The 18,731-nt window shown below is 60.7% G+C and carries 18 protein-coding genes; 10 read left to right on the top strand and 8 right to left on the bottom strand.

The annotated features are described in order from the left end of the window. Positions 1-160: 160 nt before the first annotated feature. On the bottom strand, positions 161-1,354 hold the full coding sequence (locus BFQ00_RS17605) for a murein transglycosylase A (protein ID WP_065934239.1): 1,194 nt from the start codon (positions 1,352-1,354) through the stop codon (positions 161-163). Positions 1,355-1,481: 127 nt separating this feature from the next. On the opposite strand from BFQ00_RS17605, the gene BFQ00_RS17610 reads away from it, so the two are divergent. Continuing rightward, positions 1,482-1,931: a c-type cytochrome gene (locus tag BFQ00_RS17610; RefSeq protein WP_065934240.1), complete on the top strand. Its 450-nt coding sequence runs from the start codon at positions 1,482-1,484 to the stop codon at positions 1,929-1,931. A 6-nt stretch (positions 1,932-1,937) separates the two neighbouring features. Here the strand turns inward: BFQ00_RS17610 and BFQ00_RS17615 are convergent, their stop codons facing one another. From BFQ00_RS17615 to BFQ00_RS17630, 4 genes are all read right to left on the bottom strand, one after another. Further along, positions 1,938-2,333, bottom strand: a complete 396-nt coding sequence (locus tag BFQ00_RS17615) for a DUF1090 domain-containing protein (RefSeq protein WP_065892426.1) — start codon at positions 2,331-2,333, stop codon at positions 1,938-1,940. Between the two features lie 40 nt (positions 2,334-2,373). Then, complete coding sequence (ligB, locus tag BFQ00_RS17620; RefSeq protein WP_065934241.1) at positions 2,374-4,035, bottom strand: NAD-dependent DNA ligase LigB; 1,662 nt, start codon at positions 4,033-4,035, stop codon at positions 2,374-2,376. Between the two features lie 271 nt (positions 4,036-4,306). Then, the gene (metK, locus tag BFQ00_RS17625) at positions 4,307-5,497 is read right to left on the bottom strand and encodes a methionine adenosyltransferase (RefSeq protein ID WP_065892428.1); all 1,191 of its coding nucleotides are present in this window, start codon (positions 5,495-5,497) and stop codon (positions 4,307-4,309) included. 19 nt (positions 5,498-5,516) lie between these two features. Then, positions 5,517-6,512: an ArsR/SmtB family transcription factor gene (locus BFQ00_RS17630; protein WP_065896308.1), complete on the bottom strand. Its 996-nt coding sequence runs from the start codon at positions 6,510-6,512 to the stop codon at positions 5,517-5,519. Between the two features lie 259 nt (positions 6,513-6,771). Between BFQ00_RS17630 and tkt the strand changes: the two genes are divergently transcribed. From tkt to fba, 6 genes are all read left to right on the top strand, one after another. Continuing rightward, positions 6,772-8,769 (top strand): transketolase, encoded by a 1,998-nt coding sequence (gene tkt, locus BFQ00_RS17635; RefSeq protein ID WP_065892430.1) that lies wholly within the window; start codon positions 6,772-6,774, stop codon positions 8,767-8,769. A gap of 166 nt (positions 8,770-8,935) precedes the next feature. Then, entirely contained in the window at positions 8,936-9,991 is a 1,056-nt protein-coding gene (epd, locus tag BFQ00_RS17640) for an erythrose-4-phosphate dehydrogenase (RefSeq protein ID WP_065885403.1), read from the top strand. Between the two features lie 17 nt (positions 9,992-10,008). Next, entirely contained in the window at positions 10,009-11,172 is a 1,164-nt protein-coding gene (locus BFQ00_RS17645; protein ID WP_065934242.1) for a phosphoglycerate kinase, read from the top strand. 31 nt (positions 11,173-11,203) lie between these two features. After that, positions 11,204-11,431, top strand: coding sequence for a hypothetical protein (locus tag BFQ00_RS17650; RefSeq protein ID WP_065885404.1), 228 nt, complete (start codon positions 11,204-11,206; stop codon positions 11,429-11,431). Between the two features lie 60 nt (positions 11,432-11,491). Continuing rightward, the gene (locus BFQ00_RS17655) at positions 11,492-11,824 is read left to right on the top strand and encodes an MliC family protein (protein ID WP_065885405.1); all 333 of its coding nucleotides are present in this window, start codon (positions 11,492-11,494) and stop codon (positions 11,822-11,824) included. A 269-nt stretch (positions 11,825-12,093) separates the two neighbouring features. Continuing rightward, on the top strand, positions 12,094-13,158 hold the full coding sequence (gene fba, locus BFQ00_RS17660) for a class II fructose-bisphosphate aldolase (RefSeq protein ID WP_003177554.1): 1,065 nt from the start codon (positions 12,094-12,096) through the stop codon (positions 13,156-13,158). 96 nt (positions 13,159-13,254) lie between these two features. On the opposite strand, the gene BFQ00_RS29265 is transcribed toward fba, so the two are convergent. Next, a complete protein-coding gene (locus BFQ00_RS29265) occupies positions 13,255-13,593 on the bottom strand; it encodes a hypothetical protein (protein WP_139114999.1) in 339 nt (112 codons plus the stop codon). Between the two features lie 281 nt (positions 13,594-13,874). After that, complete coding sequence (locus tag BFQ00_RS17665; protein WP_065934243.1) at positions 13,875-14,168, bottom strand: fructose-bisphosphate aldolase; 294 nt, start codon at positions 14,166-14,168, stop codon at positions 13,875-13,877. Between the two features lie 653 nt (positions 14,169-14,821). Here BFQ00_RS17665 and BFQ00_RS17670 point away from each other — a divergent pair. Both BFQ00_RS17670 and BFQ00_RS17675 read left to right on the top strand, forming a co-directional pair. After that, positions 14,822-15,028, top strand: a complete 207-nt coding sequence (locus BFQ00_RS17670; RefSeq protein ID WP_256536798.1) for a transcriptional regulator — start codon at positions 14,822-14,824, stop codon at positions 15,026-15,028. Then, complete coding sequence (locus BFQ00_RS17675) at positions 15,021-15,332, top strand: hypothetical protein (protein WP_065934245.1); 312 nt, start codon at positions 15,021-15,023, stop codon at positions 15,330-15,332. The genes BFQ00_RS17670 and BFQ00_RS17675 overlap by 8 nt, the downstream gene beginning before the upstream one ends. Before the next feature lie 273 nt (positions 15,333-15,605). Here BFQ00_RS17675 and BFQ00_RS17685 read toward each other — a convergent pair whose 3' ends face one another. Then, complete coding sequence (locus tag BFQ00_RS17685; protein ID WP_065885408.1) at positions 15,606-16,271, bottom strand: polysaccharide lyase family 7 protein; 666 nt, start codon at positions 16,269-16,271, stop codon at positions 15,606-15,608. Positions 16,272-16,583: 312 nt separating this feature from the next. Here BFQ00_RS17685 and BFQ00_RS17690 point away from each other — a divergent pair, with 312 nt between their 5' ends. Next, the gene (locus tag BFQ00_RS17690) at positions 16,584-18,689 is read left to right on the top strand and encodes a putative bifunctional diguanylate cyclase/phosphodiesterase (RefSeq protein ID WP_065934247.1); all 2,106 of its coding nucleotides are present in this window, start codon (positions 16,584-16,586) and stop codon (positions 18,687-18,689) included. Positions 18,690-18,731: the final 42 nt, after the last annotated feature.

Raw genomic sequence — 18,731 nt, forward strand, 5'->3', positions numbered from 1 at the left:
CGTCCTGCCGGGTTGCCCACGGATTCAAGCCTGCGTTCGGCCAGCGTGGTTTAACGGGGCGCCTGAGATCAAAAGCAGATCAAGATCAAGATCAAGGGCGACTCGCTTCGCATCGTGGTTAGCGTTGGGTGCTACCGCGTTGTGTCGATACCTATGGCTGTCAGGTACCAGCGGGGGCATCCGGCACGTGCGGCAGCGGCGTACCCTTGGGCCATAGCATCCAGATCTGGCCCTGCTGCTTCATGTTCCCCGCCAACTCGCCTGCTGCTTCGCCTGTGCCCCAGAACAAATCTGCGCGCACTTCCCCGGTGATGGCGCCGCCGGTGTCCTGGGCTGCGACGGGTCTGGCGATCGGTGAGCCGTCGGGTTTGGTGGTGGATAGCCACAACAGACTCCCCAGCGGAATCACCTTGCGGTCCACCGCCACGCTGTATCCTGCTGTCAAGGGCACGTTCAGCGAGCCGCGCGGCCCTTCATTGCTGTCGGGGCGGGCGCTGAAGAACACATAGCTGGGGTTGCTCGCCAGCAGTTCGGGAATGCGTTGCGGGTGCGCTTTGGCCCAGGCGCTGATGGCGCCCATGCTCACGTCGTCCTTTTTCAGCTCACCCTGTTCGATCAGCCAGCGACCGATAGGGCGATAGGGATAGCCGTTCTGGTCGGCATAACCCACGCGCAGTTGACGCCCATTGGCCAGTTGAATACGCCCGGAGCCCTGGATCTGCAGGAACTGAAGGTCCATCGGGTCGGTCAGCCAGGCGATCGGCTTGGCGCTCGAGCCTTGGCCGTTGAGGGTGCCGGCATCGTCATACGGCTTGAGCACGCGGCCCTCCAGGCGACCGCGCAGGCGTTTGCCCTTGAGTTCCGGGTAGATGGCTTCCAGGTTGACGATAATCAGGTCGTCCGGCACGCCATACACCGGCACATGGGCGGTGGCGGTTTCGGTGAGGCTGCCGGGGTAGACCGGCTCGTAGTAGCCGGTGATCAGGCCGTTCGGTGTGTTGTCGGCTGAACGCAGGCCAAATACATCCAGGCGCTCCTTGAGGAACCCGCGAACCGCCACGGCATCGCCCGGTACGCCGGCTGCGGCTGCGCAAGTCGCACCCCAGACCGGGTCGGCCTTGAGGCGCTGGCAGGCACTGCGCCAGGATTCGAAACCTGCCAGCAGATCGCTGTCGGAAACAGACGGCAGCGCCTCCCACGGCGCGCTCACGTAAGTGGCGACGGCATGGGGTTTGGCGGCTTCTTCTTTGGCGGGTTCTTTGCCCGCGTCCTTGCCCAGGTCGCAGCCGGCCAGCAGCGCGATCATCGGCAGAGCCCACGCCAGGCGGCTCCAGGGTTTCCAATTGTCATTCATGTACGTAATTCCTGAAGCGATTGCCCGGGCTTTATCGCGTTGGGCAACCCTTATTATTAATAGGGCTATTGGTCTTTGCGGACGAGGCGGCGATACTGGCCGCCGTTTTCCGTGACCCTGAGCCACCATGACTTTTAAACATATGACGGTTGTTGCGCTGGCCTGCCTGGCCTTGTCCGCCTGCGGCGGTGTTGACCCCAATTCGCCCCTGGGCCAGCGCAAGGCGATCTTCAAGCAGATGCTCAAGACCAGCGAAGACCTGGGCGGCATGTTGCGCGGGCGTATCCCGTTCGACGGCGCCCGGTTTGCCGACGGCGCGGTCAAGTTGGACGTGTTGGCCCATGAACCCTGGCAGCATTTCCCGAGCGTACGTGAAGACGACCACACCAGTGCCAGGGACGAGGTGTGGCAAAAGCAGGCGCAATTCCAGCAACTGGCTCGCGACCTTGAGGCGGCCACCGGTGAATTGGTGACCGCAAGCCAGGTCCAGCCCTATAAGGCCGGCAGCCTTCAACCTGCGGTGCAGAAAGTCGAAGATGCCTGCAGCGCTTGCCATAAGCAGTTCCGGGACCATTGAGCGGTTTTACTGGTCGAGTTCTTCCACAGCATCCTGCAACTCCTTGCGCGATTCGGCGAGCTTGTCCTTGCGCTTGTTGATCTTGTCCGCATCGCCTTTTTTCATGGCCTTGTCGAGGTCGGCCTGACGGCGGCTGACTTCGTGCTTGGCATCGAGCACCTTGTTTTCGCGCTCTTTCTTCAGCGATGCGTCAGTGCAGTTGGCGGTGACCTCGCTCAGGGCTTTTTCCAGTCCGGCCTGTTGGGCGCTGTTGCCATGGGCCTTGGCCTGTTCGATCTGGGTACTGATGGCTTGGCGCTTGGCGGCGCAGCCTGTCAGTTGGGGGGCTTCGTCGGCGGCCAGCAGCGGCGTGGTCGTGAAGCTTGCGAAGGTGAGTAACGCAAGAGGGGCAAGAAATTTCATATAAGGGCTCCAAGGTAGCAATCAGAGGGCCGGGCCGGTTTCAAAAACCGTCTATGCCGGCGCCATGTAATATTTCAGCCAATGCCTGTACCTGCGGGTCGCGGAAAAAAGCGCTCAGTTGCGCTGCGCGTCCCGGGCCGATGCCGTCAGAGGCCAGCCAGGCTTGGGTGTCTTTGGCGACCAGCGTATGCCAGTCGCCCTGCAGGTTGTTGCGCGCCGCGGGCGGCACCCCCAATGCCTTGAGCCATTGTGCAAAAGGCCGTTTGCGGGCGCTGTGAATACTGTCGAGCACCCGCGTACGGGTGCGTTCGCCGAAGCCATCAATGTTAGCAAGCTCTGCCGCATCCAGGGTCAACCAATCGAGAAAGCCTGCGATTAGACCGGCCTGGATCAATACGTTCCAGGTTTCACGGCCCATATGGGGCAACGCCAGGCCCTGGTTGCTGCTCAGCCAGGTGAGGCGCGAGAGCAGTTGCTCCTCGCAACCAGGGTCCAGTTGCCAGCAACTCAAGGCATGAAAGTCGCGAGTATCGGGCACCGGCACTTCCACCCGGGTCTTGTTGCGCAGGACCACCTCATCGAGCCGGGGAATGACCTGGCCGGCCAGGCTGATGGACACCTGGTCGCCGGGACGGATGTCCAGGTTCTGCCAGTTTTTCAGCGAGCCTGCGCTGACCCGCCTGATTTGCCGATCATCCAGCCACACGGGGTCCAGTTCGAGAATCGGTGTGATACGCCCGGTACGCCCGATCCTGAACTGCACCTTGCGCACCAGCGCCAACGCCTTGCTCACCGGGTACTTCCAGGCCACGGCCCAGTAGGGTGCGCTGGCTTTCCAGCGTTTGGCCGGCGCGCGCGCCGCCTGATGCAACACCACGCCATCGCTGGCGAACGGCAGCGGATGGTTGTACCAATGCAGACGCCAGCGCGCGGCATCGCTGATGCTGGCGATGGACTGGCTATACCGCTGGCTGTCGGTAAACCCCCACCGTGCCAGCGTGGCCAGGCGCTCGGTGAAGCTGGCCGGGCCCTCGGGCCAGGCCCACACGAACAGCCCGATACCGCCTGCCTCGGTGTCGCTCAATTGCCGTCGGTTCATCAAGCCCGCCACTTTACTGCGCGCGTTGAGCCCGCCCTGTGCAGACTGTACGTGGTCGTCGAGGCGCCAGTAGAGCTCGCCTTGCAGTACCGCATCGACCGGCTCCGACAGTTGCTGGACGATACCCGGGATTCTGCGTGCGCCAGCGGACCAATCGTGACCGAGCAGGCCGTCGCCGCGGCTGATGAGTTGGTGCAAGCGGCCTTTGCGATACACCAGGGTCACGGCGACGCCGTCGACCTTGGGTTGAATCCAGACGTCCTGTCGGGTGCTGAGCCAATCACCCACTTCGGATGCGTCCAACAGCTTCTCCAGGCCGGTATGGGCGACCGGATGGCGGACTGTGCCACGAGCGCTTGCCAGCGGGTTGTCAGCCCTGGGTGTGGGTTGCAGCGCGCATTTGCGCCAATGGGCCAGGCGACGCCGGGCCTGGTCGTACAGTTCATCGCTGATGGGGGATTGGCCCTGTCGGTGGTAGGCGTCATCCCATTGGCTGACCTGCCTGGCCAACGTGTCGATTTGCGCTCGGACATCATCGGGGCAGTCTTCGGCCCAGGCCCGGCACGCTAGAAAGCTGATCAGGAAAATCATCAACAGACGCATCGTGAGCATCCTTGCTCGGAAAGGGTGCTCAGCCTAAGTGATCGGCACGGCCACAAAAAAGCCCCGACCGAGCGGGGCTTTTTACCGGGTGTTTCTGCCTGGGTGAACAGGCCGCCCCACGCGTGCGGCGCGTCGTTGTTATCCGTCTCGGCGCCGCGCTTTTGCTGGCCCGCGTCGACTTCGGCCGCGGTTTCAACGATTTTGTTGCAACCTTTGAGAAACAAAAAGCCCCGCCGGGCGAACCCGGCGGAGCTTTGGCGGCCGCGAGCGATTACAGGCCGGCAGCGGTCCGCAGGTCGTTGGCGCGGTCGGTTTTTTCCCAAGTGAAGGTGGTGAAGGTGTCGTCGCCGACCGTCTTCTGCGCAGGGGTACGGCCGAAGTGGCCGTAGGCTGCGGTTTCCTTGTACATCGGGTGCAGCAGGTCGAGCATGGTGGTGATCGCGTAAGGGCGCAGGTCGAAAATCTCACGCACCAACTTGACGATCTTGTCATCGCTGATCTTGCCGGTACCGAAGGTATTCAGCGAGATGGACGTCGGCTGGGCTACGCCAATGGCGTAGGACACCTGGATCTCGCAACGCTCGGCCAGGCCTGCGGCGACGATGTTCTTGGCCACGTAGCGACCGGCGTAGGCGGCGGAACGGTCAACCTTGGACGGGTCTTTGCCCGAAAATGCACCACCGCCGTGGCGGGCCATGCCGCCGTAGCTGTCGACGATGATCTTGCGACCGGTCAGGCCGCAGTCGCCCACTGGGCCACCGATGATGAACTGGCCGGTCGGGTTGATATGGAACTGGGTGTCCTTGGTGAGCAGTTCGGCCGGCAGCACGTGCTTGACGATCAGCTCCATCACGCCTTCGCGAAGGTCTTTGTAGGAGACGTCCGGGTTGTGCTGGGTGGACAGTACGACGGCGTCGATACCGACCACTTTGCCGCCGTCGTAGCGGCAGGTGACCTGGGACTTGGCGTCCGGGCGCAGCCATGGCAACAGCCCGGATTTGCGCGCTTCGGCCTGGCGCTGGACCAACTGGTGGGAGAAGGTGATAGGCGCGGGCATCAGCACGTCGGTTTCATTGCTGGCGTAGCCGAACATCAGGCCCTGGTCGCCGGCGCCCTGATCTTCAGGCTTGGCGCGGTCGACGCCCTGGTTGATGTCGGGGGACTGCTTGCCGATGATGTTCATCACGCCGCAGGTCGCGCCGTCAAAGCCCACGTCGGAGCTGGTGTAGCCGATGTCGGTGATCACGTCGCGCACGATCTGTTCCAGATCGACCCAGGCCGTGGTGGTGACTTCGCCGGCGATGATCGCCACGCCCGTTTTCACCAGAGTCTCGCACGCCACACGGGCGAACTTGTCTTCAGCAATGATGGCGTCCAGCACCGCGTCAGAAATCTGGTCGGCGATTTTGTCCGGATGCCCTTCAGACACGGACTCGGAGGTGAAAAGGGAGTATTCGCTCATCTCGATGTTTTCCTGATATTTACCGATGGTGAGTGTCGCCAGCCGGTCGCTGAAAATGGCGGACCTGAATCTGGAAACCATTACGTAAACCTACATAGAGGCTTTCCCCGGGAACGAGTCCCGCAGCGGTGGCCCAACGGGCCAGATCGTCCTGTTCAAAACCCAGCCAGAGATCACCGCAGGCCTCCTTGGCCCAATTCTGGTTGTGGCTGCATAAATCCGTCACCAGCAGGCTACCGCCGGGGTGCAACAGCCCGGCCATTTGCCTGAGCGCATCGGCCGGGGCGGCGAAATGGTGCAAGACCATGTTCAGCACCACGCAATCGGCCTGCAGGCGGGTGTCACTCAGGGCATCGGCCAGTTGCAGGCTGACATTGGCCAACGCTTCGCGCTCGCACAACTGGCGGGCCAGTTCGAGCATCGCCGGACTGTTGTCCAGTGCCGTCACCTGCCCGAAGCGTCGCGCCAGGTCCGGCAGAAAACCGCCGTCGCCAGGGCCCACTTCCAGGGCCGTGGCCTTATCACTGAAGCTCAGCTTGTCCAACAGCGCCAGTACGCTTTCGCGGTACTGGGGCAAGCCGGCGATCAGGTCCTGCTGGGCACGAAACTTGTCGGCGACCCGGGAGAAAAAGTCCTGGCTGGCGGCAGCACGTTGCCCATGCACCTGGGCGATCCGCGCTTGCACAGCGCCGGGCAGGCCCAGGTTGTCGACTTCTTCGAGCAGCGCCGCGTGCAACTTGCCGCCGAGCAATTCGGTGTGGGGCAGGGCGCGGCGGTAAAAAATCGCATTGCCTTCGCGGCGGGTGGCCACCAGGTCGGCCTGGGCCAGCACCTTCAAATGATGGCTCATGCCGGACTGGCCGATGGCGAAGATCTGCGCCAGTTCCAGTACCCCGAATGAATCATTGGCCAGTGCGCGCAATACGTTCAAGCGCAACGGATCACCCGCAGCCTTGCAAAGGGCTGCCAGTTCATCGCTGTCGGCGGGAAGCAGGGAGGGCACGGGTAGGTTCATAAGGCCAGCAGTCTAGTGACGGGTGGTACTCGCCGCAAGGTCAATATCAAAAAGTTTTGATATTGATCGATAAGTGGCGGTTATAAGCAGCCGCTATTGCCTTTAGACGAACCCGCAGCGCAATTGTGCAAGGGATCGGTGCGCAAACCGCGGGAAAAACCTGCTCAAGTGACTATCTGTCATTGCCCGCAGGCGGTGGCTGAGGGAAAATGCCGGTCCTTTTTTCCGTTTCCTTATTCAAGCCCCCAGGAGATCAGCGATGCCCAGCCGTCGTGAGCGTGCCAACGCCATTCGTGCCCTCAGCATGGATGCCGTGCAAAAAGCCAACAGCGGCCATCCCGGTGCCCCGATGGGCATGGCGGATATCGCCGAGGTACTTTGGCGTGACTACCTGAAACACAACCCGAGCAACCCGTCGTTCGCCGACCGTGACCGCTTCGTGCTGTCCAACGGCCATGGCTCGATGTTGATCTATTCGCTGCTGCACCTGACCGGTTATGACGTCACCATCGACGACCTCAAAAGCTTCCGTCAACTGCACAGCCGCACCCCCGGCCACCCTGAATTCGGCTACACCCCAGGCGTCGAGACCACCACCGGTCCCCTGGGCCAGGGCCTGGCCAACGCTGTCGGCTTCGCGCTGGCGGAAAAAGTCCTGGGCGCGCAGTTCAACCGCCCCGGCCATGACATCGTCGACCACCACACCTACGTGTTCCTGGGTGATGGCTGCATGATGGAAGGCATTTCCCACGAAGTCGCCTCCCTGGCCGGCACGCTGGGCCTGGGCAAGCTGATTGCCTTCTACGATGACAACGGCATCTCCATCGACGGCGAAGTCGAAGGCTGGTTCACCGATGACACCCCCAAGCGTTTCGAAGCCTACAACTGGCAGGTAATCCGCAACGTCGACGGTCACGATCCGGAAGAAATCAAGATCGCCATCGACACCGCCCGCAAGAGCGCGCAGCCGACCCTGATCTGCTGCAAGACCACCATCGGTTTCGGTTCGCCGAACAAGCAAGGCAAGGAAGACTGCCACGGCGCCCCACTGGGTGACGCGGAAATCGCCCTGACCCGTGAAGCGCTGAAGTGGACCCACGGCCCGTTTGAAATCCCGGCCGATATCTACGCCGAATGGGATGCCAAGGAAAAAGGCCTGGCCGCCGAAGCCGAGTGGGACCAGCGTTTCGCTGCCTACTCCGCCGAATTCCCGGAGCTGGCCAATGAACTGGTACGCCGCCTGGCCGGTGACCTGCCTGCCGACTTCTCGGAAAAAGCCTCGGCCTACATCGCCGAAGTCGCGGCCAAGGGCGAGACCATCGCCAGCCGTAAAGCCAGCCAGAACACCCTGAACGCCTTCGGTCCGTTGCTGCCGGAGTTCCTCGGCGGTTCGGCCGACCTGGCCGGTTCCAACCTGACCCTGTGGAAAGGCTGCAAAGGCGTGTCGGCTGAAGACGCCAGCGGTAACTACATGTACTACGGCGTGCGTGAGTTCGGCATGAGCGCCATCATGAACGGTGTGTCCCTGCACGGTGGCCTGGTGCCTTACGGCGCGACCTTCCTGATGTTCATGGAGTACGCCCGTAACGCCGTACGCATGGCCGCGCTGATGAAGAAGCGTGTGATCCATGTGTACACCCACGACTCCATCGGCCTGGGTGAAGACGGCCCGACGCACCAGCCGGTCGAGCAACTGACCAGCCTGCGTACCACGCCGAACCTGGATTGCTGGCGCCCAGCCGACGCGGTGGAATCCGCCGTGGCCTGGAAGCACGCCATCGAGCGCAAGGACGGCCCTTCGGCGCTGATCTTCTCGCGTCAGAACCTGCAACACCAAGTGCGTACCGACGCGCAGATCGCCGACATCAGCCGTGGTGGTTATGTGCTCAAGGACTGCATCGGCGAGCCGGAGCTGATCCTGATCTCCACCGGTTCCGAAGTGGGCCTGACCGTCCAGGCCTACGACAAGCTGACCGCGCAAGGTCGCAACGTTCGCGTTGTATCCATGCCGTGCACCAGCGTGTTCGAAGCCCAGGACGCCGGCTACAAGCAATCGGTACTGCCGTTGCAGGTCAGCGCGCGTATCGCTGTCGAAGCGGCCCACGCTGACTACTGGTACAAGTACGTGGGCCTGGAAGGCCGCGTGATCGGCATGACCACCTACGGTGAGTCGGCGCCGGCGCCAGCGTTGTTCGAAGAGTTCGGTTTCACCCTGGAAAACATTCTGGGTCAGGCTGAAGAGCTGCTGGAAGACTAAGGCGCTAACGCGGTGGCCCACTGGCCACCGCCTCTACTGTAGGAGCGAGCTTGCTCGCGAAGATCGTCAACGATAACGCAGCGTTTCTGGTTTAACGCGGCGCTCTCAAGTTCTTCGCGAGCAAGCTCGCTCCTACAGTTTGTGTCGCCCACAATGCGAGAACCCCATGCCCCAACCGCGTCCCTACAAAGTTGCACTCAACGGCTACGGCCGCATTGGTCGTTGCGTCTTGCGTGCGCTGTTCGAGCGAGGGGCGGCGGCCGGGTTTGAAATTGTCGCGATCAACGATCTGGCCGACATGGCCAGCATCGAATACCTGACACGCTTTGACTCCACCCACGGCCGTTTCCCCGGCGAAGTGCGGATCGAAGGTGATTGTCTGCATATTAATGGCAGCTGCGTGCAGGTCTTGCGCAGCGCCACCCCTGAAGGCATCGACTGGAAAGCACTGGGCGTCGACCTGGTGCTGGAGTGTTCCGGTGTCTATAACACCCGTGCCGACGGCCAGCGTTTTCTCGACGCCGGCGCACCGCGCGTGCTGTTTTCCCAGCCGATGGCCAGCGAGGCCGACGTGGACGCCACCATCGTCTACGGCATCAACCAGGATTGCCTGACTGGCGCTGAGCTGCTGGTGTCCAATGCCTCGTGCACCACCAACTGCAGCGTGCCGTTGTTGCGCCTGCTGGATCAGGCGATCGGCATCGATTACGTGTCGATCACCACGATTCACTCGGCAATGAACGACCAGCCGGTGATCGACGCCTATCATCATGAAGACCTGCGCCGCACGCGCTCGGCATTCCAGTCGGTGATTCCGGTGTCCACCGGCCTGGCCCGCGGCATCGAGCGACTGTTGCCGGAACTTGCCGGACGAATCCAGGCCAAAGCCGTACGGGTGCCGACGGTGAATGTGTCTTGCCTGGACATCACCCTGCAAACCGTCAGCGACACCGATGCGACGGAGGTCAACCGGATCCTGCGCGACGCCGCCACCCGCGGCCCGCTCAAAGGCCTGCTGGCCTACACCGAGTTGCCGCACGCCAGTTGTGATTTCAACCATGACCCGCATTCGGCCATTGTCGATGCCAGCCAGACCCGCGTTTCCGGCCCGAGGCTGGTGAACATCCTGGCCTGGTTCGACAACGAATGGGGTTTTGCCAACCGCATGCTTGATGTGGCAGAACACTATCTGCACATCGCCGCTAAACAACCTCAACAGTAACTCAGGAACTGCGACCCATGACCGTGTTGAAGATGACCGACCTCGATCTGCAAGGTAAGCGCGTACTGATTCGCGAAGACCTCAATGTCCCAGTCAAGGACGGTGTTGTCACCAGCGATGCGCGAATCCTGGCCTCGCTGCCGACCATCAAGCTGGCCCTGGAAAAAGGCGCGGCCGTGATGGTCTGCTCCCACCTGGGCCGCCCGACCGAAGGCGAGTTTACCGCCGAAAACAGCCTCAAGCCGGTCGCCGAGTACCTGAGCAAGGCCCTGGGCCGTGACGTGCCGTTGGTCGCAGATTACCTGGGTGGCGTGGACGTGAAAGCCGGCGACATCGTGCTGTTCGAAAACGTGCGCTTCAACAAGGGCGAGAAAAAGAACAGCGACGAACTGGCCCAGCAATACGCAGCTTTGTGCGACGTGTTCGTGATGGACGCCTTTGGCACCGCCCACCGCGCCGAAGGCTCGACCCACGGCGTGGCCAAGTTCGCCAAGGTCGCCGCGGCCGGCCCGCTGCTGGCGGCTGAGCTGGATGCATTGGGCAAGGCCCTGGGCGCTCCGGCACAACCGATGGCGGCCATCGTCGCGGGTTCCAAGGTTTCCACCAAGCTGGACGTGCTCAACAGCCTCAGCCAGATCTGCAACCAGTTGATCGTCGGCGGCGGCATTGCCAACACCTTCCTGGCTGCAGCGGGTCACCCGGTGGGCAAGTCCCTGTACGAGCCGGACCTGCTGGACACCGCCCGCGCCATCGCCGCCAAAGTCAGCGTGCCGCTGCCGGTGGACGTGGTGGTCGCCAAGGAATTCGCTGAAAGCGCTGAAGCGACCGTCAAGCTGATCGCTGACGTGGCCGACGACGACATGATCCTGGACATCGGCCCGCAAACCGCAGCCAACTTCGCTGAACTGTTGAAAGCTTCCCAGACCATTCTGTGGAACGGCCCGGTCGGCGTCTTCGAATTCGACCAATTCGGCAATGGCACCAAAGTACTGGCCAAAGCCATTGCTGAAAGCTCCGCATTTTCCATCGCCGGCGGCGGTGACACCCTGGCGGCCATCGATAAATATGGCGTTGCTGATCAGATCTCCTACATTTCTACCGGTGGCGGTGCGTTCCTCGAATTCGTCGAGGGTAAGGTACTGCCGGCCGTGGAAGTGCTGGAAACCCGGGCCAAGGGTTAAGGCGCGCGTGATCAGGAAAAGGAGTGTTCCCATGATCAAGTCGTTGGCACTGGTGATCGCAGCGGGCCTGTTGGCCGGCTGCGGCAGCACGCCGAGTGCGGCGCCCGAGGCGGAAAAGGCCTCGGCCCCGCTTAAAAAAAGCTGCTACCAGGCTGACTGGCAAGCCGAGACCATGCCGGTGATCAACAAGCGCATCGGCAACGAACGGCTGGAGAAATACGACTCCGCGCCCAACGGTCAGGAACAGGGTTGCCCATGACGGGTCTGATCCACTAACCCACAGCAACGGCGGCCTCTGGTCGCCCTGCGAGGATTGGCAATGAAAGGCGTTTTCGCCCTGGCAACCCTGGCCTTGTTGGCCGGTTGCAGCAGCATGAGCATGTTCGACAAGGCAGAGCCTGTAGGCAAGTGGACCACCTGGACCTGCGACAGCAAGGCCGAGGTCAACTGGCGCTTTGTCAATCAGGACCGCAGCGAGGTGGATGTACGTCTCGGTGGTTCGGATCAGGTCTACCGCCTCAAGCAGGACGTGGCGGCATCGGGCGCGCTGTACAGCGACGGCCAACTGGCCTTTCACACCAAGGGTGAGGAAGGCCTGGTGTATTGGGTGGCCACGGATGATCTGATTGGGCGCGGCTGCAAGGCCAACTGAGATCTGTCATGAGATGAGATCCAAATGTGGGAGGGGGCTTGCCCCCGATTGCGGCGTGTCAGTCAGCACTTGGGTGTCAGGCTGACCGCTATCGGGAGCAAGCCCCCTCCCACATTGATTCGGTTTCAACTTGGAATTTGAGTCGGCTACACCAGCAATAACGATTCAGCAGCTCAAGCTCAACCCCTTGATCTGCAATAACTTGAATAGCAGCCGCCGCTACGGCAGGCTTGCACGATTAACGACCCTCGATCGGGAGAGACAACACAATGGCACTTATCAGCATGCGTCAAATGCTGGACCACGCAGCCGAGTTCGGCTACGGCGTCCCAGCCTTTAACGTCAACAACCTTGAGCAGATGCGCGCCATCATGGAAGCCGCTGACAAGACCGACTCCCCCGTGATCGTCCAGGCTTCGGCCGGTGCCCGCAAATACGCCGGCGCGCCGTTCCTGCGCCACCTGATCCTTGCCGCCATCGAAGAATTCCCGCATATCCCGGTGTGCATGCACCAGGACCACGGCACCAGCCCTGACGTGTGCCAGCGCTCCATCCAACTGGGCTTCAGCTCGGTGATGATGGACGGCTCCCTGGGTGAAGACGGCAAGACCCCGACCGATTACGAGTACAACGTACGCGTGACCCAGCAAACCGTGGCCATGGCTCACGCCTGCGGCGTGTCGGTAGAAGGCGAACTGGGCTGCCTGGGCTCCCTGGAAACCGGCATGGCCGGTGAAGAAGACGGCATCGGCGCCGAAGGCGTGCTCGACCACAGCCAGATGCTGACCGACCCGGAAGAGGCTGCGGACTTCGTCAAGAAGACCCAGGTCGACGCCCTGGCCATCGCCATCGGCACCAGCCACGGCGCCTACAAGTTCACCAAGCCGCCTACCGGCGACGTGCTGGCGATTGATCGCATCAAGGAAATCCACAAGCGCATCCCTAACACCCACCTGGTGATGCACGGTTCTTCCTCGGTACCGCAAGAGTGGCTGGCGATCATCAACCAGTACGGCGGCGACATCAAGGAAACCTACGGCGTACCGGTTGAAGAAATCGTCGAAGGCATCAAGTACGGCGTGCGCAAGGTCAACATCGATACTGACCTGCGCCTGGCGTCCACGGGTGCGATGCGTCGCCTGATGGCGACCAATCCGAGCGAATTTGACCCGCGTAAATTCTTCGGTGCGACTGTGACCGCGATGCGTGATGTATGTATCGCGCGTTATGAAGCATTTGGTACCGCCGGTAATGCTTCGAAGATCAAGCCGATCTCGTTGGAAGCAATGTATCAGCGGTATTTGAAAGGTGAGTTGAACGCTAAGGTGAACTAAGTCTTAGCGTGTGACTTTTAAAAAAACCCGCTGCAAAGCGGGTTTTTTCATAGTGCCCTATAAGTGCGTTTTGGTTGTTTAAAAAAACGCTGGAGCTTAGTTGAATTTTATAAGCTCCATGGTCCCAGCAACGTTGTTAACCCAAAAGTTTCCGGTAAGTTTTTGGAACGGTGTACTTTCGTTTACCACATTTGAAACCAGTGAAAATCTATAGCCTATTTTTGCTCCGGCGGCTCCATCCAAGGTAAAGCTGGCGGGCCCTCCTTTTTCAGCATTGGCGAACTTATAAGTTCCAGTGAGCGAGTAAGCATCTTTGCCGTCATGAAAGTCTGCCGTTATAGCACCGCTGCTGCTATTAGCTGAGGTAATAGTAAGCTGTTTGGGGCCAGTGGTGCTTCCTCCGACATAGGTACCCATTGGGTTAGGCATTGTCATGACTTCGTTCCTCTCGAGGTGGTGAATACAAAGCGGTGAGAACTTAAAGTAATGCGCCTCGCGCCTGAAGAAACCTGTCATAACTGACAGTTGTTTAGAGTGTCTGGAGCTAACTTGGTGACGAAAAGGCTATAAGAAGCAGAGGGTGAAATTGGGTTTTTATAAAAGGCATACGCCGCAAGGGGCAGATTTCTAAGAACACACTAAGCGCGACTTAGCGTTCGGCTTTTTCAATGTGATGAAAAACCCGCAAAATGCGGGTTTTTTTGCTTTAGAGTTGATCAGGCGGCGCAAGGCGTATCGAACCCGCGTTGTTCAATCACCCGAAACACATCACTCACATCCTGCACCAGAATGCGCGCGGTATTGGCCACATGGTTCAGGTCGCGCTCGGCGAAGTCCGGCAGGCTGGAGCAGGCCATGAGGTTAAGGTGTTCGAGGGCGGCGTTGAGGCGTTCGCGCAGGCAGGCGTGGAGGTCCAGCAATGGGGCTTCGCTGTCGATCAACAGCACGGGGTAGTCGGTGGCGGTTTCGGTGCAGGGGGTGAAGCGGCGGGGTGGAAGTTGTTGGGTCATGGCAAATATTCCTCGTATCTGAAAGGACTACCGCCATTCGCTGCGAAACGAATTGGGTGGTAGCTGTGTGCGGGTTCGCAGACCGAGGATACGAGGAACCCGGCAGACCCGAAGGTCTCCCACACACAGCTACCATAAAAACAGACGACGGGCGCCGAAGCGCTCATCGTTGTATTCATGATGCTTGGTTACACACGTATCGTTAGGGCTGCGAAACCCTGTCGCTGTTCAAGTCCAGCGACGGAGCGAACTATAAGCGGCGATCTGTCTGGCCGCAACGATACTGTAGGACGAACACCAGCCTCTCAGGCCAAGCAGGACAACTGTGGGAGGGGGCTTGCCCCCGATTGCGGTGTGTCAGCATACACAGTCGGCGGCTGGCCCACCGCTATCGGGGGGCAAGCCCCCTCCCACAGTGGATTCAAGCGTCTGGACCTATCGGGAATGATCCTCGCGCTCATCGGACATGGCCTACTCGCATTGAGGCCAATCCGTCACTCGTGAGCAGCCGCCCGTCTGCAATTGCATCAGACGTACGGTGACTGAAATGTCCATTATAACGGACATAATCAGATTAATTTCATTAAAAGTTCTGTATAGGTGACATTTTGCTCATCACTACTCCCCCGGCTTTTGGCGAGCGGATCAGGCAATTGCGCCGGGCGAAGCACTACAGTCAGCAGCAACTCGCGGAAAAAGCGCGGTGCAGCCGTAAAACCATCATCGACCTGGAAGCGGTGGAAAACGTGGCCATGTACACCGCCTTCAGGGTGATTATGGCGTTGGGAATGGCATTGGAAGTGGTTGACCGGCGAATCGATCTCAAATCCCTTGCCGAACTGGTAGAGCACGATGAGTAAAATCATGCGGCTTAACATTGCCACACCTCAAGGCAATGCGGGTGAACTGTCCAAGGGGTCGCAGTTTTCCTCCGCATATGCGATTGAGTATGGTCGCAAGCACTGCGGTGTAGCAGCCCCAGGCGTGATCATCGAGCGTATTGCAGACGCAATGTCCGAGGCGCTTGGCGCCCATCAGACGCGAGTTGATGTTGAGCTTTTTTCCACAATGCGCAAGGAGTGGGACGCGGGCCGTGCGATGGCGTTACACGACTCGGTGGCGTCGGGTATGCGACGCAAGCCGGTGGTAAAGCCTTTGCATTAAGGCTCATGGAAAACCCGCAAGAATGCGGGTTTTGGCCTTCGGGTCAGGCGGCGGCAGGTATATCAACCCCACGCTGTTCAATCACTCGGAATACAAGCAGGACAACTGTGGGAGGGGGCTTGCCCCCGATTGCGGTCTGTCAGCATACATAGTCGGCGGCTGGCCCTCCGCTATCGGGGGCCCCCTCCCACAGGTGGACTGCAGTGGATTCAAGGCCTGGGAACGGTCCCTGGGTTTATCAGACCTTGCCTGCATAAGCTGGGCCGATCCGTTTTACTCGTGATCAATATCCAACTTGGCAAACGTCACCCGTGCGCCTTCCTTGCTGTCCCCACTGTTGTCCTGCACATACACCCCCGCCTTGAAGTACAGCGGCTTGTCGCCCCAGGCCGCGCCGATGCGATCATTCCACTCGCTGTCGGCCGCGTTCACGCTGAGCAATCCGGCCTTGTTGAGGTTGATCACATAGGTAAAGCTCTTCTCCAGGGGCACGTTGGAGGCGACCGTGATGACCCTGCTTTCGGATTCATCCGGGCGCATGCGCACTTTGGCGACGATGTTGCCGGTCTGGGTTTTTTCCTTGAATTGGTACTCCAGCTTGATCAGGGGTTTCTGGCTGTCATAGGCATGGATCTGGCCGATCACGACCTTGCCGCTGGACGGCACCTGATTGACGGTGAGTGTGGCGCGCAGGAAGTTGTCGGCCTCGGGGTAGGTCCAGTTGCGCAGGCGCCCGTCGGCGTAGGTTTCGCGCAGTTCGCTGCGCGGGTAGATGGCGTTTTCGGTGCGGGTGCCGGTGACGGGCGTCCAGAACTGCACATCGCTGCCTTCGGCCTGGAAGTACTGGTCATTGAAGCCGCTGAGCAGCTTCGGGGTTTCGATGGTCGTGGGCGGGGAGCCGACCGGAATGCTCAGGTTCCAGGTGGAAAGGTCGATCATGGTGTTGGCCTTTTGACGAGGGGTGAACGCTTTAGCCCGAGGGCTGCACAGGTTCTTTATAGGTGGTGTTAACCCACTTGTTAAACGCTGGCTGGCAATTTATTGGCGTCAGAGGAATGCCAAAAAGCCATGTTGCCCATGGTACGCGGGCTGCAGCGCCTTACCGTTAGTCGGCTTCCCGGGGTTTGGCGCGATGATGGCACCGACGTTACTTCTGCTTTTATATTCCCGGGGCTAGAGTGAGGCCTCATTATTTGTCCGGTTTTGAGTACCCGAAGTGACCGGTGCAGTTCCTTAAGGAAGAGACGTAGCATGGATTGCGCTTCAAACCTCGGCGACGGTCGTTCAGTTCTCCTGGTGGTCGATGACTACCCGGAAAATCTCGTCAGCATGCGTGCCGTGTTACAGCGTGAAGACTGGCGAGTGATTACCGCGACTTCCGGTTTGCAGGCCCTGGAGTTGCTGCTGGAGCATGACGTCGACCTGGTGTTACTGGACGTGCGGATGCCGGGTATGGATGGCTTCGAGGTGGCGCGCCTGATGCGCGGCAGCCAGCGCACGAGCATGACGCCGATCATCTTTCTCTCGGCTGCTGCCCAGTCCCCCGACGCGGTGCTCCAGGGCTACGCCAGCGGTGCGATCGACTACCTGTTCAAGCCCTTCGACCCGCATATTCTCAAGCCCAAAGTGCAGGCGCTGCTGGAACATCAGCGTAATCGCCGTGCGCTGCAGCGGTTGAGCCATGACCTGGAGGCCGCCCGCGCCTTCAATGCCTCGGTACTGGACAACGCCGCCGAAGGGATTCTGGTGGTGGGCGAGGGCAGCGTGATCCAGTACGCCAACCCGGCTATCTCCAGGCTGCTCAATGCCACGATGGCCGAGTTGCAGGGTGAGAGTTTCCTGAGTTTCCTGCAAAAGCCCCATGTGCCGGCCTGGCTGGGGTTCCCGATGTACGAGGCGTATTGCAAAGGCGAAACGTGGCGCTTGCACGACGCTATTTTGCGCACCAGTCGCGGTCAACAGGTGCCGGTGGCGTTGTCCTGCGCACCCTTGCCCGCAGAGCAGAAGGCGATGGTGGTGACGGTGCTGGACATGTCCGAGGTGCGCCACCTGCACCAGCAGTTGGAGTTCCAGGCGGTGACCGACCCGTTGACCGGGCTGCTCAATCGTCGGGGCTTCCACCAGACGGTGGAGAGCATGTTGTCGCGCAGCGAGCGCAATGAGCAGTCGCTGGTGCTGCTGTACCTGGATCTGGATGGTTTCAAGCGCGTCAACGACACCCTGGGCCACGACGCCGGCGATCGCGTGCTGCGCTGGGTGTCCGAGCAGATGCAGGCGTGCTTGCGCTCCTACGACATTCTTGGGCGCATGGGCGGGGATGAGTTCACGGCATTGCTGGAGCTGGAATTCCCGGAGCAGGCCGCGAAAATTGCGGAAAAACTGATCGAGCGGGTGTCTGTGTGCCAGCAGGTCGACGGTTTGGAGGTGATGCTCGGCGTCAGCATCGGTATCGCGACCTTTCCGGACTGCGGCTCGGACCTGAGCGGCCTGTTGCGCGCGGCGGACATCGCCATGTACGAAGCCAAGCGCGCCGGCCGTCAGCAATATCGCTATTACGACCATGAAATGAACGGTCGAGCCCGCTCGCGCCTGATGCTTGAGGACAGTGTGCGCACCGCGATTCAAAACAAGGATTTCGTCCTGGTGTACCAGCCCCAGGTGTCGCTGGTGGATGGGCGCTTGCGGGGTGTCGAGGCGTTGCTGCGCTGGCAGCACCCGAGTGTCGGTGACGTGCCGCCGGGGTTGTTCCTGCCGCTGCTGGAAGAGGCGCGGCTGATCAGCCAGTTGAGCAGTTGGATTTACCAGCAGGTCGCTGCCCAGCGCCAGGTCTGGCAAGCGTCTTTCGATGATGAGCTGGTGTTGAGCGTGAGCCTGAGCAGCAGTCAGTTCAATACGCCCAACCTGGTCGGCCAACTGCGGCAGGTCCTCGAACGGCACGGTTTGCAGGGGCGGCAACTGGAGGTGGAAATCAGTGAAGACTGCCTGATGAGCAACCTTGAGGAATCGACCAAGCAGCTCACCTTGTTGCGTGAGCTGGGGGTGCGTATCGCCCTGGATGACTTTGGCGCGGGTCGCTGTTCCCTGGCCCATCTGCGCGACCTGGCGTTCGACACCCTCAAGCTTGACCCGCAATTGGTGGCCCGATTGCCAGGCTCCGCGCGGGATGCCGCAATGGCGCGCAGCATCATCGAGCTGTGCGGGCATTTTGAGGTGCTGGTGATCGCCGAAGGCGTGCAAAGCCTCGAACAGGCGCAGTGGCTCAAGGCCAACGGGTGTTCATTCATCCAGGGCACCTGGGCGGCGGCACCGCTGATGGCCGAGGACGTCGTCGGTTGGTCGCACCCTCACGCGCTGTGAATTCGCTACACTGGCGGCCGTCCGAATCACATTGCAGCCCCC

Origin of the sequence: Pseudomonas sp. 28 E 9 (assembly GCF_900004785.1) — a bacterium.
GTDB lineage: Bacteria > Pseudomonadota > Gammaproteobacteria > Pseudomonadales > Pseudomonadaceae > Aquipseudomonas > Aquipseudomonas orientalis_A.

Bases quoted from the DNA above. Each gene is read 5' to 3' on its own strand.
- BFQ00_RS17605 (WP_065934239.1), bottom strand. From the start codon at position 1,354: ATGAATGACAATTGGAAACCCTGGAGCCGCCTGGCGTGGGCTCTGCCG.
- BFQ00_RS17610 (WP_065934240.1), top strand. From the start codon at position 1,482: ATGACTTTTAAACATATGACGGTTGTTGCGCTGGCCTGCCTGGCCTTG.
- BFQ00_RS17615 (WP_065892426.1), bottom strand. From the start codon at position 2,333: ATGAAATTTCTTGCCCCTCTTGCGTTACTCACCTTCGCAAGCTTCACG.
- ligB (WP_065934241.1), bottom strand. From the start codon at position 4,035: ATGCGTCTGTTGATGATTTTCCTGATCAGCTTTCTAGCGTGCCGGGCC.
- metK (WP_065892428.1), bottom strand. From the start codon at position 5,497: ATGAGCGAATACTCCCTTTTCACCTCCGAGTCCGTGTCTGAAGGGCAT.
- BFQ00_RS17630 (WP_065896308.1), bottom strand. From the start codon at position 6,512: ATGAACCTACCCGTGCCCTCCCTGCTTCCCGCCGACAGCGATGAACTG.
- tkt (WP_065892430.1), top strand. From the start codon at position 6,772: ATGCCCAGCCGTCGTGAGCGTGCCAACGCCATTCGTGCCCTCAGCATG.
- epd (WP_065885403.1), top strand. From the start codon at position 8,936: ATGCCCCAACCGCGTCCCTACAAAGTTGCACTCAACGGCTACGGCCGC.
- BFQ00_RS17645 (WP_065934242.1), top strand. From the start codon at position 10,009: ATGACCGTGTTGAAGATGACCGACCTCGATCTGCAAGGTAAGCGCGTA.
- BFQ00_RS17650 (WP_065885404.1), top strand. From the start codon at position 11,204: ATGATCAAGTCGTTGGCACTGGTGATCGCAGCGGGCCTGTTGGCCGGC.
- BFQ00_RS17655 (WP_065885405.1), top strand. From the start codon at position 11,492: ATGAAAGGCGTTTTCGCCCTGGCAACCCTGGCCTTGTTGGCCGGTTGC.
- fba (WP_003177554.1), top strand. From the start codon at position 12,094: ATGGCACTTATCAGCATGCGTCAAATGCTGGACCACGCAGCCGAGTTC.
- BFQ00_RS29265 (WP_139114999.1), bottom strand. From the start codon at position 13,593: ATGACAATGCCTAACCCAATGGGTACCTATGTCGGAGGAAGCACCACT.
- BFQ00_RS17665 (WP_065934243.1), bottom strand. From the start codon at position 14,168: ATGACCCAACAACTTCCACCCCGCCGCTTCACCCCCTGCACCGAAACC.
- BFQ00_RS17675 (WP_065934245.1), top strand. From the start codon at position 15,021: ATGAGTAAAATCATGCGGCTTAACATTGCCACACCTCAAGGCAATGCG.
- BFQ00_RS17685 (WP_065885408.1), bottom strand. From the start codon at position 16,271: ATGATCGACCTTTCCACCTGGAACCTGAGCATTCCGGTCGGCTCCCCG.
- BFQ00_RS17690 (WP_065934247.1), top strand. From the start codon at position 16,584: ATGGATTGCGCTTCAAACCTCGGCGACGGTCGTTCAGTTCTCCTGGTG.